Source organism: Paenibacillus sp. P4_E11 (genome assembly GCF_056401635.1).
This window is the reverse complement of record NZ_JBFUIX010000019.1, coordinates 1-16,081: the sequence shown is the minus strand read 5'-3', so window position 1 is coordinate 16,081 and position 16,081 is coordinate 1. Positions and strand designations below refer to the sequence as shown.

The following is a 16,081-nucleotide window of genomic DNA, read 5'->3' as shown; positions in this document are numbered from 1 at the left end:
CTCATTGTCGAAGGAGAATGGAAATGAACATTGCGGTGTTGTTGAAAATGACTTTCGATACGGAGGAGAAGCTCAAGCTGAAGGATGGCGCGATCGATGAAGAAGGTGTCAAATTCATCATCAACCCCTATGATGAATATGCCATTGAAGAGGCGATCCGTCTACGTGACCAACACGGGGGCCTTGTGACGGTCCTATCCGTTGGGCCGGAGCGGACAGGCGAAGCACTGCGCACGGCACTCGCGATGGGCGCGGACGAGGCGATCCGCATCGAGCCGCCTGAGACAGCTTGCGATGAAGCCGTCATCGCTGCTCTGTTGAGCGCTTGTCTCCAGCTTCAGCCGCCTGATCTGATACTCGGCGGTTACTTCTCCGTCGATCAAGCCGCAGGTCAGGTCGCTATCCGCGTGGCGGCTCGGCTCGGATGGCCGCATGTGTCGGCGGTGACGAAGCTCGAGATCACACCCGGTTCTTCACTTACCGCGATTGCCCATCGCGATGTGGAAGGCGTAACAGAGACCATTGAGGTCCGTCTTCCAGCTCTGTTTACGGCCCAACAAGGCTTGAATGAGCCGCGATACCCGTCGCTGCCGGGAATTATGAAGGCGAAGAAGAAGCCGTTCCGCGTGATGAGTACCGCAGAGCTTGGGAATGAGGCTGCTCGATGGATGGCTCCCACTCTTGTCCATACGATCACTCTGCCTCCTGCGAGGAAGGAAGGTACTATATTGCGCGGCGAGCCTGACGAGCAAATTCGCCAGCTCGCGAATCTACTGCGGCAACATGCCAGACCGCAACAATCGTAATATGAACACACTCCAGAATTGAGGTGTATTCCGAATGTGGAATCGATTGTTAATCGTAGCGGAGCTGCGTGACGGCAAGCTTCGCAAGGTGGCCTTGGAGACACTAAGTGCCGCCCGTCGTTGTGCAGACGAGCAATCCCAGGTGATGGCGGTCATCACCGGGAGCGAAGATCAGCTCATGGATGTTGAGACCGCCGCAGCTGAGCTTGCAGCCGGAGGAGCTGAGCAGATATACGCCATATTAGATGCAAGCTTGCATCACCCGACTACAGAATGTTATGCCCAGGCGCTCAAGACCGTGATCGACGTCAGTCAGCCGGATTCCGTCTGGTTCGGTCATACTGCTGCCGGCAAAGATACCGCCCCTGTCATTGCAGAATATATGCAGGCAGGGCAACTATCTGATGTTGTCGCAATCGAATACAAGGAAGGGGACATTCGCTTTATTCGGCCCATCTATGCCGGCAAAGCTTATGAAGCCCGTTCCTTCCTCTCCACACCGAGTGTAGTCACAATCCGGCCGAATAACTTTGCAGTTGATTCGGTTGAACCGGGTGATTCGGTTACATCAGTCGTAACGATCAACCCGCCCGACCATGCACCCTTACACCAGCTAGTGCTTGTCCCCTATACACCCATCGCTTCCCCTCGCACCCGATTGCTTAACTTGGAGCAGAAATCAACTGGGGCCGCCGACTTATCGGAAGCGAGCGTAATCGTCTCCGGCGGTCGAGGCGTGAAGAGCGCTGATGGCTTCAAACCGTTGGGCGATCTGGCCGACACCTTGAATGGCGCCGTGGGGGCGTCTCGGGGGGCGTGCGATGCGGGGTATTGTGATTATGCGCTGCAAATTGGTCAGACCGGTAAAGTAGTCACACCGGACGTCTATATCGCCTGCGGCATAAGCGGCGCGATTCAGCACTTGGCTGGAATGAGCGCTTCGAAAATGATTGTAGCGATCAACAAAGATCCAGAAGCCCCCATATTCCAAATAGCCGATTACGGTATAATTGGCGATCTGTTCGAAGTCGTACCCAAACTTACGCAACTGCTGAAGCAGTCCTAGCCTAGCGGGAAAGACTACCGGGGTGTCTTGGTCATCAGTGAGCCATAACCGAGCTTATGGGTTTGTTCTGCGATCAACCTGTACCCATCGGCATTCGGGTGGAACCGGTCATCGGAGAGCAAGTCGTCCCCTCTTCCCTCGAAGGCTTCATACACATCTACAGCCCGGATATGATCCTTCTCCAGCCGGTATAGATGGGAATTAAATCGCTTTATCCAGAATACCGTCTCACTGAACTCGGGCAGCGGATTGTAGATGCCGATGAGCCGAATCAGATAGGGACGGTTTTTGTTCATCTTCAGCTTCTTCAATTCCTTCATGAGCTGACGCATATGGCCCGCATATTGGACAAGCGCCGCCTTCAATATGGCTGTGTCCCGGTCGTTGTAGTACGATTTCGCAGCCTGGATCAGATCGTTCCCACCTGCCGTAACCGAGATGATGTCTGCCTTCTGCAAGTACGATCGAACGTCAGCTTCCTGCCTGATCTTAATCAAGATTTCACCTGCGGTCGCCCCGATCTTCCCGTAATTATGTAACACTACCTTCTTACCGATCGCTTGCTCTGCCAATGCCCGGTAGCGGGCAGGAAAGCTATAATCTGACGGAGCACCATATCCGGCCGTCAGTGAATCTCCAATCGCCGTATAATGCATCACTTGCTGCTTCATGCCTCCATCCTCCCTGTCGCTATGTCTCCTATAGTTTATTCACGATCGCGACATTTGGGCATTCGTCCAGACAAATTATATCGTTTACTCGTCGGGACAAGTGGCTCATGACTTCTGTTTGGTATACAATAGGAAGTAAGAATCCGATACCAGATGGCGAGGAGTGCGGCCGATGTCCAACAGCAACGAGAACAAACAAATTATAATTAACCGCATTAACAATCAAGCCGATACTTTCATACAAATATCCCAGTTTATCGGGAACAATCCCGAGCTGGGGCATCAAGAATATTTGGCATTCGACAAGTTGACCGCGGAACTGCGCAAGCAAGGCTTTCAGGTACAGACTGCCGTTCTCGACATCCCCACATCGTTTCTTGGCACATATACATCCGGTAAGCCGGGACCCACTATCGCTTTCCTATGCGAGTATGACGCTCTACCTGAACTGGGACACGCTTGCGGTCACCACATCATCTGCTCGATGAGCATGCTCGCCGCAGTCGGATTGAAAGCCGTCGCAGACGAACTTGGCGGAGAAATCCGCGTATACGGCACGCCAGCAGAAGAAACAAAGGGCGCCAAAGTACCGATGGCGGACGCCGGATTGTTCGACGACGTCGACTTCGCCTTGATGGCCCACCCGTATTACCAACACGAGAAATCCGGTGACTCGCTCGCTATGGATGCGATCCGTTTCGAATATTTCGGCAAACCCGCCCATGCTGCGGCGAGTCCGCATGAAGGGATCAATGCACTGGACGCCATGCTGCAGCTGTTCAACTCGATCAATGCCTTGCGTCAGCAGATGGCCAAGCATGTGCGTATTCACGGAGTCATCACCGACGGTGGCAAAGCCCCTAACATCATCCCTGACTATACGTCGGCTGACTTCTATATTCGCTCCGCGAATCGCCCTCATACTGACGAAGTCGTACGCAAGGTGTTGCGATGCGCAGAAGGAGCGGCTATGGCCACCGGCTGTACGCTGCGAACGTCCAACTATGAGTATTCCTACGATGAGTTGAATACGAACGAGACGTTATCCGGTCTATTCACAAGCAATTTGCTCCAACTCGGTGTCAAGCCTGACGATATTCATACCGGACAAGATAACGGCTCTCTCGATCTTGGTAACGTATCCCGGCGCTGTCCGGCTATACACCCTTATGTGCAGATCATCGACGAACGCCATTTGCTGCACTCGAAGGAGTTCCGCGATTTGGCAATGACTGATCGTGCGATGCAGGGTATGATACTCGGGGCCCAGGCATTGGCAACAACCGCCTATGAAGCGGCATCGAATCCGGAATTGTTGCAGCGTATTCGAGATGAATTCATACAGTCCGCCCATTAGATGATCGGATGATTCCATAGTATGACAGAAAAGAGCCGCCAACCGGAGATGCGACCGGTTGGCGGCTTCATTACTTCTACCTAGTTATTTAACTTCACTTGACCGAGGTGTACCACTTGTTAATAGCGTCTACCGACTCGGTTCCACCCATACTCTTCCATTTCTTCAAGTAGTCGTCGTAGGCATCGATTGGTAATGCACCCGTAATGATTTTGATAAAATACTCATTGGTCAAATCCGTCAGCTCCTGGTTCTTCTTCTCGATGACATCAATAGGTGGAGCGAGACTCAGCATATTTTCTACCTTAGCATGCTTGATAATCGGATCATAATAAGTGGAGAAACCCTTGAGCTTAACTCGATTTTGGAAGTCTTGCAACGTGTCCCAGAGTGTGTAATATATACGGTAACGAATTTGCTCCGCTTCCGGCGTAGCTACAATTGCCCCGTCCTTGCGTTCGAAATGTTTGCCTTCCCAGCCATACGAAACGACAGTCAGTACTTCCGGATTCATGTATTTGTTCACGAAATCTACGACTTCCTTCGGGTGCTTGCTGCTCGCAGGAACCATCAGGTACGTACGAACAGGAGAATTCTTGGATACACCTGACATCCCATTCTTGCCAACAGGCGGATCGACATAGACGAATTTGGCGTTAGGCTCCTTCTGGATGAGCGATTCGGTGATGCCCTTGGCGTCAGCCCAGCCTAATGTCGTCATAGCTGCTTTACCACCGACAAGCTTCTCGGTCACGTTCGCCTTCTTGTTAACCGGATATTCCTTATCCAACAGCCCTTCGTTGTACAGCTTGTTCATATAGGCTAGAAACTCCTTGGCTTCCGGTTCCGCCCGCGTATGCACGATCTTGCCATCCTTCAATGCATATGGAACCGCGAGCCCGAATGCTCCCGCGAACGCATCCAAATAACCGAACGCATTGCCGTTACCATCCGCCGCCCCGGCTACGAGAGGGATCGTTTTGCCGGCTTGCTTGAACGCCTTAAGCACCTGGTAGTAGTCCTCCAGTGTCTTGGGAACTTGCAGCCCCAGAGCATCCAGCCAATCCTTTCGCATAATCAGCCCTGAAGTGGCTTCCTGGTTCTGCGGTACGGCAATTGCATACTTCTTGCCATCGAACGTTACCGCTTTCCACGTATCATTCGGCACCAGCTTCTTAATCTCGGGAGCGACTTGATCGATGTACGAATCCAGCGGGGCAAGCAGCCCTTGCTGTGCGAAGTTGGCGAATATCGTCTTGTCCGTCGTCATAATCAGATCCGGTGCTTCTCCGGAGGCCATCATGATGTTCAGCTTCTCCTTGACGTTCTCCTTGGGTTGGATGTCCCACTGCAGCGAATAGCCGGTCTTTTCTTCAACAAACGATTTGATTTCATTGTTATTGACGGTTTTGCCTGCCGGGAACTCTTCCACATTGGAAGGCACATAAATCTTAAGCGGTACTTTGGCCTTCACTTCGTTCGAAGCAGCTGGCTTGCTGGCTTCCTCCCCCTTGCTGCAGCCCGCTGCAGCTACCGCCAGCAGAACCGCCATCATGGTGGCGGTTGTTGTCTTTAACCCCTTGAACCGTGTACGCATTTGCGTCCTCCTCTTTTCCCATCCCTATGTCATTCTTTTACTGCGCCGAGCATGACTCCCTTTACAAAATGACGCTGCAGCAGTGGATACACGAGCAGAATTGGCAACGTCGCGGCCACTACAGCTGCGCCTCTCACGGATTCCTGGGCGACATCCATCATCAAATCCATATTGTTCAAATTCGTATCACTCGCATTGATTAATGTGTCGCGCAGATACACTTGCAACGGAAACAAATCTCGGTTGCTGATGTACATCAACGCATCAAAATAACTGTTCCAATACTCCACCGCATAGAACAACGAAATGGTTGCAATGGCCGGCATCGAGAGCGGGATCATTATGAGGAGTAAGATTCGGATGTTAGACGCTCCGTCAATCTTGGCCGATTCTTCCATGCTGTCCGGTATGTTGTAGAAATACAAGCGCATGATGATCATCTGGAACGGGGAAACGAGTCCCGGTATGATGAGGGCCCATATGGAATTGAGTAATCCCACCTGCTTGACTACCAGATATGTCGGAATGAGCCCCCCGCTGAACAGCATCGTGAAGATGAACAGGAACATGAACAGTTTCTGGCCCTTCAACCGTTTCCTCGATAACGCATAACCGGCTAATACGGTAAGCATTACGTTCAATACGGTCCCTGCGATCGTCACAAACAGCGATACTGAAAACGCATTCAAGAAACGACGACTACCCAAGATGACCTCATATGCCTTTACATCAAACCCGATTGGCCACAGAAACACGTCACCCGCCAATACACTTGCTTCGTTGCTTAACGATTTGGCGACAATATTGATGTATGGAATGACACACAACAGAATCAGACCCGCTAACAGACTATAATTGACAGCAGCGAACAGTTTCTCTCCTCTCGTTCTTAACCCGCCCATACGAACCCCTCTCTGATCGCTTCTACCATAGACCGCGTTCTCCGATTTTTTTGCTGATCGTATTGGCAATTAAGATCAGAATGAAGCCGATAACAGATTGGAACAAACCTACCGCTGTCGTGAAGCTGTACTTCAACTGTCCGATTCCTATCCGGTACACATAGGTGCCGAGCACATCTCCGACGTTGTACACCATAGGGCTGTAGAACATAAGAACTTGCTCGATATCGTTTGAAAGCGCGTGACCGAGTCTTAGCATAATGATGAACACGATGACGCTTCGTATGCCGGGCAACGTGATGTGCCATATTTGCCGTAACTTGCCAGCTCCGTCTATCTTGGCTGCTTCATATAGCTGAGTATCGATCGACAGAATCGCAGCCAAATAAATAATGGAGCTCCACCCGCTCTCTCGCCATGCTGCCGAGATGACGAGTATTGCGCGGAAGAATCGCTCATCCGTCATGAACATGATCGTGTTGCCGTCCAGCCAACTGGCCAACCTGCCAATTATGCCAGTTGTCGGGGAAAGCAGATTGATGAAGATGGCGCTCACCACGACCCACGACAAGAAATGAGGCAAATACGTAATACTTTGGCTAATACGTTTGAAGGCTACATTCCGAACCTCATTAATCATTAGGGCAAGCATGATCGGCAGCGGAAATTGAAACACTAGCTTATAGAAATTGATCAGCAACGTATTAGTAAATACGCTGTAAAACTTGTCGGACTGGAACAACTCGCGGAAATGGTCCAACCCTACCCAATCGCTCTCCCATATTCCCTTGAGAATGTTGTAATCCTTGAATGCAATGATCGCCCCGTAAATYGGCACATATTTGAACACTAGCAGCACCGCGAGCGCCGGCAGAAGCATCACGTACAAATCGTAATCTCTTCTGGAGTAGCTCCACCATCTTCGCGCCCGTTTCACCTGTCCACCCCTCCTTAAATACCCCGATATATGATTCCGCTTACAAAATAAGCTTACAAAAATATATCCTCCTGTTGAACTGGAGAAAACAACGATTTTCAGGGGATTTCTACTCAGTCTGCTCTACTCCACCTTCATTCCTCTCATGTACAACTTTCCGGCCCAATACTACGGTAACGCAAGTCCCGATCCCAAGACGGCTCCAGACAGATAGTCCGTATTCTGCACCGTAGTAAAGCTGGATTCTCTGATTCACATTCCGCAGACCGTAGCTCTGGCCTTCGCGTGAGAGCAGTCCCTCGGCTTGCTGAGCCCTCATCCCGACCCCGTCATCGATAACTCGGAAACGTATGGACGTCTCATCGCAACTGCCCTGAATGAGTATCGTGCCCTTCTTATCGGATTTATTGTGGATACCATGGACGATCGAGTTTTCTATTAACGGCTGCAGCACCAGCTTAATCATTTCACAATTGTACAGCTCCGGATCCACTTGAATGTGGCAATTGATCAGATTTTTGAACCTGACATTCTGAATGTCGATATATGTCTGCACATGCATCAGTTCGTTCTCGACCGTAATGATGTCCTTCCCCCGGTTCAGCCCGAAGCGGAAAAACTTGGACAAGGCATCGACTACTTTCACAATATCGGACGCATTCCATTTGAACGCCATCCACTTAATCGTATCCAATGTGTTGTACAGGAAGTGTGAATTGATCTGCCCGCCCAGTACCTTCAACTCCGCTTCCTGCTTACTGATCTGGGTCGTATACACTTCCTCGATCAGACTCTTGATCTCCACCGACATCTTGTTGAACCTTCTCTGGAGCAACGAGATTTCATCATACCCTTGAACATCGACAGACGTATCGTAATGACCTTGCTCGATTCGCCTCATGGAGTCGGACAAGGTCCGAATCCGACCTGTAATGCGTCTGGACAAAATGAAGGACAATACGATAGCTAGGAAAGTGAAGGTGGCGACCAGCAAGAAAGTGAAAAACCGGATTGATTCGCTGCTGCCTGTAATGGTCTTCATAGGTGTGAGCAAAGCAATCGTCCATCCCATATCTTTCACGGATCGTAGAACGGTCAAATATTCGATCTCTCCCACACGAACAACACCGGTATCATTCGTACCCAGCTTCTGCAGTTGGCTAGCGTACTGCCCGAAGTCTGTCTGCGGCATATGAATGGATGGATTAGGGTACGAAGCAATCAGGTCAGTATTCTGGTAGACGAACAGCATGTTCTCATCTGTCCAGCTCATATCCTGAAACACTTCCTGAAAAATCCGCTCGTCCATATCGATTGCTGCGATTCCGAGCGGAGAGCGTAAGTTCTCGAAATCCATAATGCTGCGAAACAAGGTAATCACTTTGTGATTGCCTGTATCGAGATAAGCGTTCTCATACGTATTGCGCCATTTCATCTGAAATCGCTGCTGCGGCAATTCATTCACGATCGGATCACCATCAAGACTGGTTAGAGGAAATAAGCTCTGTCTCTCTTGGGCATACAGGGGATCTCCGGCGACGAACAAACGGATTCGATAAATGTTACGGCTTTTCTTGAGGTTGTTAATTGTCGTCTGGATGCTCTTGAAGTCGTCCAGGATTTGCTCCTTAGTTGCTTGTCCGCTGGCCGCGCGGCGCAGTATCTTCTGAAGCTCCTCATTCGTGTACAGCAGCTCGGATATATTCTCGATTTCCTTCAATCTGTAAGTGATATTGACGGCCGTTTGACGCAAGGCTTCGCCGTAGGCTCGGCTCGTCTGTTCCTCGATTGTCGACGAAGATCTCTTGTAGGAGAGATAGCCGATGCAGACCGCTGGAATGAGAACGACTAGGATATAGGAAATAAGCAGCTTATGACTAAGACGGAGCCTCGAATCGATGGCAACAAGCGCTGACCATCTATTCCTCATCGCGCATACTCCCGGAATTCCTTCGGAGATGAACCGGTTGCTTTCTTGAACAGCTTGGCGAAGTAAGTGCTGTCCTTATAGCCCACGGCTTCCGAGATGTCGGCCACAAGCCTGTGAGGTTCGTGCAGCAGCTCCTTCGCCTTCTCGATTCGCAGTCTCGTTACGTATTCGTTCACGGTATCTCCCGTTTCTCTCTTGAACAACACGGCCAAATAATTAGGTGATAAGTACACCTCATCGGCGATTTGCTGAAGTGTCAGATCTTCCGTGAAGCGGCGTTGGATGACATCCAATACCATTCGTATGATTTTGCGCATGGACGTAATGTCCACCTGACCTTCCGCCTTCTCATCCTGCTCATTCTTCTTATCCGCCATATTGTAGTATGCACGCTCTTCTTCGCACCGTGCCACGACTTTCCGGATCACTTGCTCCAGCTCCATAATATCGAACGGCTTCAGCAAATAATCGATTGCTTCCAGCTTGAAAGCGGCTTTCATATACCCGACGTTCTCGTGGGCGCTGATCATTACTACTTTGGCCATTTCTTCTGACTCTTCTTCCCTCAGCTTCGTCACGAAATCAATTCCGTTCATCCCAGACATTACTACATCAGTCAGGATAATATCCGGCTTCCACCGTCTTGCCTTCTCCAGCGCTTCTGCACCGTCTTCCGCTTCAGCCACGATCTCACACCCTAGGTACTTCCAATCCAGACATTCTCGCAGCCCCTCACGAATAATTTCCTCATCCTCGACGATCATGAGCTTCAACATCTAATACCCCTCCCCGTTCTGTTAACGCTTTCATTTTTTTTGACTCTATTATACATCTCATTGTTGATTGTAGTAATCCTTAACCTATTTCTTGGAGCGGATAAGAAAAACTCGGCCAGCGCAAGTGGCCGGGTCCTTGGTGGTGGCTTTCAGTTTGGCGCATGGGGAGGGGCAGGCAGAGGGGTTACGACCGCTGTTGAAATCTTGTGCTTTGGATTGGAATGGGTTAAGGGTAGCACAATCTTTCAAAGGCGGACACTTCGCTTCTCCACTCCCTCTACCTGCCCCTCTTTTGAGCTACTATCGATCAAGACGTTACTTTTTTCGTACGCTCCGCGTCCAGTTTTTCCAAGTGGAATCTTCTAATACCGGTCCCAAGACGATCCCACGTAATCACAGGACATCCAGTATGTTGTAATCAGAATCAGTAATTTGAAACATTCAGGCTGTTTGTCGATTTTATCGACTAACTCGAGCTTAACTTCCCTCTTTCCCGAGAGTTAGTCGATTCTATCGACGAGTTAACCCATCCAACCTACCGTTTCTGACTCCTTCCCAGCCAAGATAATCGAACTCCCTGCTCCCAGGYCATATCAGTTGAAAGAGGATAAATCCCAAAAACTTATAAATTCTTATTTTGTATATCAAGTTGCCTCAGCAAATTCTTCCAACGCGAACGTTTGTTTGATATACTAAATACAAACGAATGTTCGGGAGGTTGACATGGCTCAACAAGAAGTGATGACACTGAAGAGATTTCAAGAGAAGTTTCACTCTGATGATGCATACCGCGAGCATCTGTTCCAAATGCGATGGGCGAACGGCTACTCTTGCCCTAAATGCGGGCACAGTACATTCTATTTTTTAGAAAGCCGAAAGCTGTATCAATGCATGCGCTGCAAGCATCAGGCGTCTGTAACTGCCGGCACGATTATGCATAAATCGCATACTCGCTGCTGACCTGGTTTTGGGCGATCTCCCTTGTAGCGCACGATAAACGCGGTGTTTCCGCCGTCTTTCTTGCGCTTGAGTTGGAAATCTCCTACCCAACCGCATGGTTGATGCTTCACAAGATACGCAAAGCAATGAGTGATCGAGATGCCCACTACCAACTGGCTGGTTTGGTTGAGTTGGATGACGCATTCTTCGGAGCGCCAACAGAAGGCGGCAAACGTGGGCGTGGCACGGATCAAACGCCAGTGCTTGTTGGGGTTTCACTCAATAAACAAGGAGCACCGCAATACGTCAAGATGCAAGTGATTCCAGACGTGAAAGGTAAGACGCTTGTTGAGTTTGCGAAACTGCACATCGAGCCAGGTTCAACGATTAGTAGCGACGCATATCGGTCTTATAACGCACTCGCTGAAGAGTATGACCACCAACCAATCAAGTTCAATGTAAAGGATAATCCTGATCACTTGAAGTGGCTGCACACGATGATTTCCAACGCCAAAGCCTTTATTGGGGGCACATTTCACGGATTAGATTCCAAGCATCTGCAATCCTATTTGAATGAATTCTGCTTTCGAACCAATCGTCGGCAGTTTGGAGGTCAGATGTTTAACTGTTTGCTAACTGCTTGTATCTCCACCGATACCATCACCTACGGCGATCTGACCGCAAAGGTTTAGTAGCGGTGCTAACTTGATATTCAAAAAAGAAAGAAATGTTTAAATATCCAATCTTTTTTTGCGCAATCCATGAGAAATCTGTTCACATGTCTCATGTTAAAATATAGTTCGTGAACAACGAAAAATGCAACTGCGCGGAAGGAGTAACCAAGTCGTGGAAATGAAGAAAAATAATTTGGGCATATCGTCGGGGACTAATGCTAGGCTTGTTTATTGCGTCCGACGACAATACCTGGTACATGTCAGCACTACACGCGCTAACATCAGACAGACGGATAGTATTGAAAAAAACTAAAGGAGAATGAAAATGAGAAAAGTAGTTGTATCTGAGTTTGTATCGCTGGATGGCGTCATGGAGAATCCGCAGTGGACGATCCAATTCCGTAGTGAGGAAACAAAGCAATTCAAGTTCGATGAACTGAAAGCAAGCGACGCTCTTCTGCTTGGACGCGAAACGTATGTTAATTTTGCAGCGGCTTGGCCTAATATGATCGAGCAAGAAGGGGAATATGGCCGGATGATGAACGGTTACCCCAAGCACGTGATTTCAACAACCCTGGAAAAAGTGGAATGGAACAATTCATCGCTGATCAAGGGCAATATCACGGAGGAAATATCCAAGCTGAAGCAGCAGCCTGGTAAGGATATCTTGGTATTTGGCAGCTGCGCGCTCGTTCAAACGCTGATGCAGCTTGACCTCATCGACGAATATCGGCTCATGGTTTTCCCAGTTGTGCTTGGAAACGGAAAAYGTCTCTTTGGAGAAGGGATCGATAAGAAAGTGCTGAAACTGGCGGAAACAAAGACATTCGGTTCAGGCGTCGTTGTTCTGACTTATCTTCCGGAAAGATAAGATTGATCAGGAAATCAACTACGAGCTTGCGGGAAAACCGTCTTTCGGCAACATGGCGTGATGCTGACGGACTGAAGACTAATTACCAGTTACTGACTTGAACTGCATAGGTCATGATAAGAAAAACCGTCAGGGAAGTTCGCCCTGACGGTCCTTTTGAGTTTGGAGGATATCCGAAACACTGTATTTGTACCCATGCACTCCTTTATAATACTCCGGGTACATCTCTCCTCCACACTGTTCACATGCGAATTTAGGCGGGACACTTGGGTCTCCTCCATCCATACGGTCAAAATCCTGCTTATATCTCCACCGATACCATCACCTACGGCGATCTGACCGCAAAGGTTTAGCAGCGGAGCTAACTTGATATTCAAAATTCTTATATGTTAACAAAAAGCCTGACCTTAGTAATAACAGGTCAGGCTTCTAGCGAATACAACCTACGATCTCATGCATCCATCAAATATGCCGCTAATAAAGCAGCGGTACCTTCAACCGCATCCGCGTGTGTTCGCTCCATGCCGTGCGAGGCATGGACACCGGGACCGATCAACGCAGCGCGAATGTTACTGCCGCCCCGTAAGGCTGCCGTCGCATCCGAGCTATATTGCGGGTAAATATCGACGGCATAGCGGAGATTCTCCCGCTTAGCCAGCTCGATTAATCGGGACGTCATCGAATAATCGTACGGCCCGGAAGAGTCTTTGGCGCATATCGAGACATCCAGTTCGGTGGCCGACAGATCATCGCCCAATGCACCCATATCCACCGCTATCATCTCCGTGATGTCGGGCGGAATGTAGGAGGAGCCGTGTCCCACTTCTTCATACGTGGACAAGATCAGTTTCACAGTGCGACGCGGCGTCTTCCCTTCACGTTTCAACCATTCCAATACGCCGAACAGCGCAGCCACGCTCGCTTTATCGTCCAAGTGGCGTGACTTGATCCAGCCGTTGGGCAGTATCCGTGTTCGTGGATCCCAGGAGATGAAGTCGCCCACGGAAATGCCCAGCTCCAGGACCGCTTCCTTCGAGTTGACTACTTCGTCGATCCGTATTTCCATATTCGCTTCTTCCCGCTTCCAATCGCGAGCGTCCGCATACACGTGGACGGATGGCTTCGTTGACAACACCGTGCCCTCGAACTTGGCGCCGCCTCTAGTATGCACCGTGCAATATTCGCCTTCCACTGTCTGCATCGCATAACCGCCAATAGGCGTGAATCGGATCATGCCGTTCGATTTGATCGATCGTACCATGGCGCCAAGTGTGTCGACATGTGCAGAGAGTCCGATCGTACCTTCGTTTCCATTACCAACTTCAAGTCCTGTAATAGTAATGATCCCATTGCCCTTAGGCGTGAGCTCAATCGGAAAGCCAAGTTTGCCGGCTTCTTCCTGAATGATCTTCATGATATCCATGCAATATCCACTGGGACTCGGCGTAAGCAGCAGGCGTTCCAGCAGTTCAAGCATATAGGCCCGATTCAGGGCAGGCTGTAACGGAGTATTCATGGGTACAAGCTCCTTCGGATTAATGTGATGCATCGAGTTGATTTAATAATTCCTAATAGGCAACCATAATGCCGCCTTCACCCGCGTACGTGCCGATAACGGGCCCCATATCCGATACGATGTACTCGTCGAGACCAGTTGCGTGCCGGATGCGTTCGATCAACTCTTGGGCTTTCTTCTCGCAATTGCTGTGAGCTATGGCGAGAATTCGACCTTTGTTCACTTTGGCATCCTCCACTACTTTGTCCACGAGTCGCTGAAGGGCAGCTTTGGAGCCTCTTACTTTCTCCAGCACTTCTAATCCACCCTCTTCATTCGCTTTCATTAGCAGCTTAATGTTCAGCAAAGATGCTACCGTCCCTCTAACGCGGTCTAGACGCCCGCCCTTGATGACATTTTCAAGCGTTTCCAGGAAAAAATAAGTACGTGTATCGCTAGACCACCTCTGCACCGAATCGACCAACTGTTCAAACTCGATTCCTTCGCGAATGGCTTTGGCCGCTTTAATAACCGTAAGTCCTAGTCCCATCGAGGCAGTCTTGGAATCGACAACTTCAATTTTACGTGAAAATCCTTCCTCCAACAGCATTTGCTTAGCACAAAGGGCATGCTGGTACGTGCTGCTTAAGGGTGTTGATATCGTTACGATTAAGATGTCTGCCTCAGGATCGGCTTGCATTACTTTTTCATAAAAATCATGCGGTGAAGGACTTGCAGTCTTGGGCAGCGTCTTATTGTCTCTCATTTTCTCGTAAAAATGCTGAGGAGTCATATCCGGCTCCATTAGCTCCTCATCGAAATGTACAGATAACGGAACCACTAGGATGTTCAATGCGGTTAGGATACTGGACGGAAGATCAGCACTGCTGTCAGTAATAATCTGTATGGACATCCGGTCCCACTCTCTTCTGTCGAATTTAGGTCTGCACTATCAATACGGGACATCCGCATGTATGTTTCAGCAAGTTAATGGAAACCGCTATAAAGAGATGGAGGTGAGAATACATGACAGGTAGAAACAACCGCCCCGATAATGATGGAGTGACAGGACATCCATCGCGTATCGATCAATATCGCAGCGAGTTCTCGACCGATATGCAACAATCGTTAGGGGAAAAACGTGATGAGGAAGATTTGGATGAAATCCTCGAAGATGGTGTGCAGTAACACGTACTACGCATAAAGAAGAACACTAGTACTTTGTAGAAGAACCTCAATTCTTTTACAGAGTACTAATGTTCGCCCAATCAGCCTACACTACTACCGCTTGCGAATCGGCAGCCACTGCAACACTCGTTGAATGGTCATATCCCAATAGCCCCATTCATGGGCCCCGGGCCCTTCCTCATAGTCCACACCTAACCCAACTGCCCGCGCATGATTCAAAAATTGCTGATTGTCCTCATACAAGAAATCTTCTGTCCCGCAGGCTTGAAACAACAGAGGCTTCGGACCGTCAGAGGCGCTGACATTCGAGGCTAACTGGAATAAGTCATGTTCACTCCCAGAGATCGTTGCGCCTTCTCCGAATATGTTCGTGAAATCTTGTTGAAATCGCTCCTGCCGGGCTGCGATGTCCAACGCCCCAGATAAACTGGCCGCCGCCGCATAACGTTCCGGACAACGAAGCGCCAGCTTGAATGCGCCATACCCGCCCATGGAAAGTCCCGCCGCGAAGTTATCCTCCCTCTTATCCGATAATCGGAAGTACGAACGGGCCGCACGTGGAAGCTCCTCGCTCACGAACGTCCAGTACGCAGCACCATAGGCCATATCCGTATAAAAGCTGCGATTCACAGCCGGCATTACGATTGCTATGTTGTAGGCTGATGCATAACGTTCAATCGACGTTCGACGAACCCATGTAGTATGATCGTCCGATAGACCATGCAGCAAAGTTAATGTTGGATACTCGTAGTCAGCTTGGCCCGGTTTGGGGTCGGGAAGAATGACATTCATGGAGGCTTGCACACCTAGTGCAGCAGATGGAAAGTGAACATGCAACAACGCCATCTTGGAATCAGTCCTTTCTAATCTTA

Annotated in this window: 14 protein-coding genes and 1 pseudogene; 6 read left to right on the top strand and 9 right to left on the bottom strand. The window is 49.6% G+C overall.

Annotation, left to right across the window (positions count from 1 at the left end; all coding sequences use genetic code 11):
- Positions 1–23: 23 nt before the first annotated feature.
- Both AC1DWB_RS10020 and AC1DWB_RS10015 read left to right on the top strand, forming a co-directional pair.
- Positions 24–806 (top strand): electron transfer flavoprotein subunit beta/FixA family protein, encoded by a 783-nt coding sequence (locus tag AC1DWB_RS10020; RefSeq protein WP_477540910.1) that lies wholly within the window; start codon positions 24–26, stop codon positions 804–806.
- A gap of 34 nt (positions 807–840) precedes the next feature.
- Complete coding sequence (locus tag AC1DWB_RS10015) at positions 841–1,872, top strand: electron transfer flavoprotein subunit alpha/FixB family protein (protein WP_477540909.1); 1,032 nt, start codon at positions 841–843, stop codon at positions 1,870–1,872.
- Between the two features lie 14 nt (positions 1,873–1,886).
- Here AC1DWB_RS10015 and AC1DWB_RS10010 read toward each other — a convergent pair whose 3' ends face one another.
- Positions 1,887–2,543 (bottom strand): GDSL-type esterase/lipase family protein, encoded by a 657-nt coding sequence (locus AC1DWB_RS10010; protein WP_477540908.1) that lies wholly within the window; start codon positions 2,541–2,543, stop codon positions 1,887–1,889.
- A 172-nt stretch (positions 2,544–2,715) separates the two neighbouring features.
- Here AC1DWB_RS10010 and AC1DWB_RS10005 point away from each other — a divergent pair, with 172 nt between their 5' ends.
- A complete protein-coding gene (locus AC1DWB_RS10005; RefSeq protein WP_477540907.1) occupies positions 2,716–3,900 on the top strand; it encodes a M20 family metallopeptidase in 1,185 nt (394 codons plus the stop codon).
- Positions 3,901–3,994: 94 nt separating this feature from the next.
- Here the strand turns inward: AC1DWB_RS10005 and AC1DWB_RS10000 are convergent, their stop codons facing one another.
- The 5 genes from AC1DWB_RS10000 to AC1DWB_RS09980 all read right to left on the bottom strand — a co-directional run bounded on the left by AC1DWB_RS10000 (position 3,995) and on the right by AC1DWB_RS09980 (position 10,042).
- Positions 3,995–5,497, bottom strand: coding sequence for an extracellular solute-binding protein (locus AC1DWB_RS10000; RefSeq protein WP_477540906.1), 1,503 nt, complete (start codon positions 5,495–5,497; stop codon positions 3,995–3,997).
- A 29-nt stretch (positions 5,498–5,526) separates the two neighbouring features.
- The gene (locus tag AC1DWB_RS09995) at positions 5,527–6,399 is read right to left on the bottom strand and encodes a carbohydrate ABC transporter permease (RefSeq protein WP_477540905.1); all 873 of its coding nucleotides are present in this window, start codon (positions 6,397–6,399) and stop codon (positions 5,527–5,529) included.
- A 22-nt stretch (positions 6,400–6,421) separates the two neighbouring features.
- Positions 6,422–7,336, bottom strand: a complete 915-nt coding sequence (locus AC1DWB_RS09990; protein WP_477540904.1) for an ABC transporter permease — start codon at positions 7,334–7,336, stop codon at positions 6,422–6,424.
- Positions 7,337–7,445: 109 nt separating this feature from the next.
- Positions 7,446–9,266, bottom strand: coding sequence for a sensor histidine kinase (locus tag AC1DWB_RS09985; RefSeq protein ID WP_477540903.1), 1,821 nt, complete (start codon positions 9,264–9,266; stop codon positions 7,446–7,448).
- Positions 9,263–10,042, bottom strand: a complete 780-nt coding sequence (locus tag AC1DWB_RS09980; protein ID WP_477540902.1) for a response regulator transcription factor — start codon at positions 10,040–10,042, stop codon at positions 9,263–9,265. Before AC1DWB_RS09980 ends, AC1DWB_RS09985 begins: the two co-directional genes overlap by 4 nt.
- A 723-nt stretch (positions 10,043–10,765) precedes the next feature.
- Here AC1DWB_RS09980 and AC1DWB_RS09975 point away from each other — a divergent pair.
- Both AC1DWB_RS09975 and AC1DWB_RS09970 read left to right on the top strand, forming a co-directional pair.
- A pseudogene (locus AC1DWB_RS09975) lies at positions 10,766–11,673 on the top strand (IS1595 family transposase).
- 307 nt (positions 11,674–11,980) lie between these two features.
- Positions 11,981–12,526, top strand: coding sequence for a dihydrofolate reductase family protein (locus AC1DWB_RS09970; protein ID WP_477540901.1), 546 nt, complete (start codon positions 11,981–11,983; stop codon positions 12,524–12,526).
- Positions 12,527–12,977: 451 nt separating this feature from the next.
- Here the strand turns inward: AC1DWB_RS09970 and AC1DWB_RS09965 are convergent, their stop codons facing one another.
- Positions 12,978–14,042: a M42 family metallopeptidase gene (locus AC1DWB_RS09965; RefSeq protein WP_477540900.1), complete on the bottom strand. Its 1,065-nt coding sequence runs from the start codon at positions 14,040–14,042 to the stop codon at positions 12,978–12,980.
- A gap of 52 nt (positions 14,043–14,094) precedes the next feature.
- Complete coding sequence (locus AC1DWB_RS09960) at positions 14,095–14,934, bottom strand: DegV family protein (protein ID WP_477540899.1); 840 nt, start codon at positions 14,932–14,934, stop codon at positions 14,095–14,097.
- A 113-nt stretch (positions 14,935–15,047) separates the two neighbouring features.
- Between AC1DWB_RS09960 and AC1DWB_RS09955 the strand changes: the two genes are divergently transcribed.
- Positions 15,048–15,209, top strand: a complete 162-nt coding sequence (locus AC1DWB_RS09955; protein ID WP_477540898.1) for a hypothetical protein — start codon at positions 15,048–15,050, stop codon at positions 15,207–15,209.
- A 93-nt stretch (positions 15,210–15,302) separates the two neighbouring features.
- On the opposite strand, the gene AC1DWB_RS09950 is transcribed toward AC1DWB_RS09955, so the two are convergent.
- A complete protein-coding gene (locus tag AC1DWB_RS09950; RefSeq protein WP_477540964.1) occupies positions 15,303–16,055 on the bottom strand; it encodes an alpha/beta hydrolase in 753 nt (250 codons plus the stop codon).
- Positions 16,056–16,081 lie beyond the last annotated feature (26 nt).

Excerpts from the sequence above, each read along its gene's own strand:
- AC1DWB_RS09965 (WP_477540900.1), bottom strand. The coding sequence starts at position 14,042 with ATGAATACTCCGTTACAGCCTGCCCTGAATCGGGCCTATATGCTTGAA.
- AC1DWB_RS10010 (WP_477540908.1), bottom strand. The coding sequence starts at position 2,543 with ATGAAGCAGCAAGTGATGCATTATACGGCGATTGGAGATTCACTGACG.
- AC1DWB_RS09995 (WP_477540905.1), bottom strand. The coding sequence starts at position 6,399 with ATGGGCGGGTTAAGAACGAGAGGAGAGAAACTGTTCGCTGCTGTCAAT.
- AC1DWB_RS09960 (WP_477540899.1), bottom strand. The coding sequence starts at position 14,934 with ATGTCCATACAGATTATTACTGACAGCAGTGCTGATCTTCCGTCCAGT.
- AC1DWB_RS09980 (WP_477540902.1), bottom strand. The coding sequence starts at position 10,042 with ATGTTGAAGCTCATGATCGTCGAGGATGAGGAAATTATTCGTGAGGGG.
- AC1DWB_RS09950 (WP_477540964.1), bottom strand. The coding sequence starts at position 16,055 with ATGGCGTTGTTGCATGTTCACTTTCCATCTGCTGCACTAGGTGTGCAA.
- AC1DWB_RS10000 (WP_477540906.1), bottom strand. The coding sequence starts at position 5,497 with ATGCGTACACGGTTCAAGGGGTTAAAGACAACAACCGCCACCATGATG.
- AC1DWB_RS10015 (WP_477540909.1), top strand. The coding sequence starts at position 841 with ATGTGGAATCGATTGTTAATCGTAGCGGAGCTGCGTGACGGCAAGCTT.
- AC1DWB_RS10005 (WP_477540907.1), top strand. The coding sequence starts at position 2,716 with ATGTCCAACAGCAACGAGAACAAACAAATTATAATTAACCGCATTAAC.
- AC1DWB_RS09955 (WP_477540898.1), top strand. The coding sequence starts at position 15,048 with ATGACAGGTAGAAACAACCGCCCCGATAATGATGGAGTGACAGGACAT.
- AC1DWB_RS09985 (WP_477540903.1), bottom strand. The coding sequence starts at position 9,266 with ATGAGGAATAGATGGTCAGCGCTTGTTGCCATCGATTCGAGGCTCCGT.
- AC1DWB_RS10020 (WP_477540910.1), top strand. The coding sequence starts at position 24 with ATGAACATTGCGGTGTTGTTGAAAATGACTTTCGATACGGAGGAGAAG.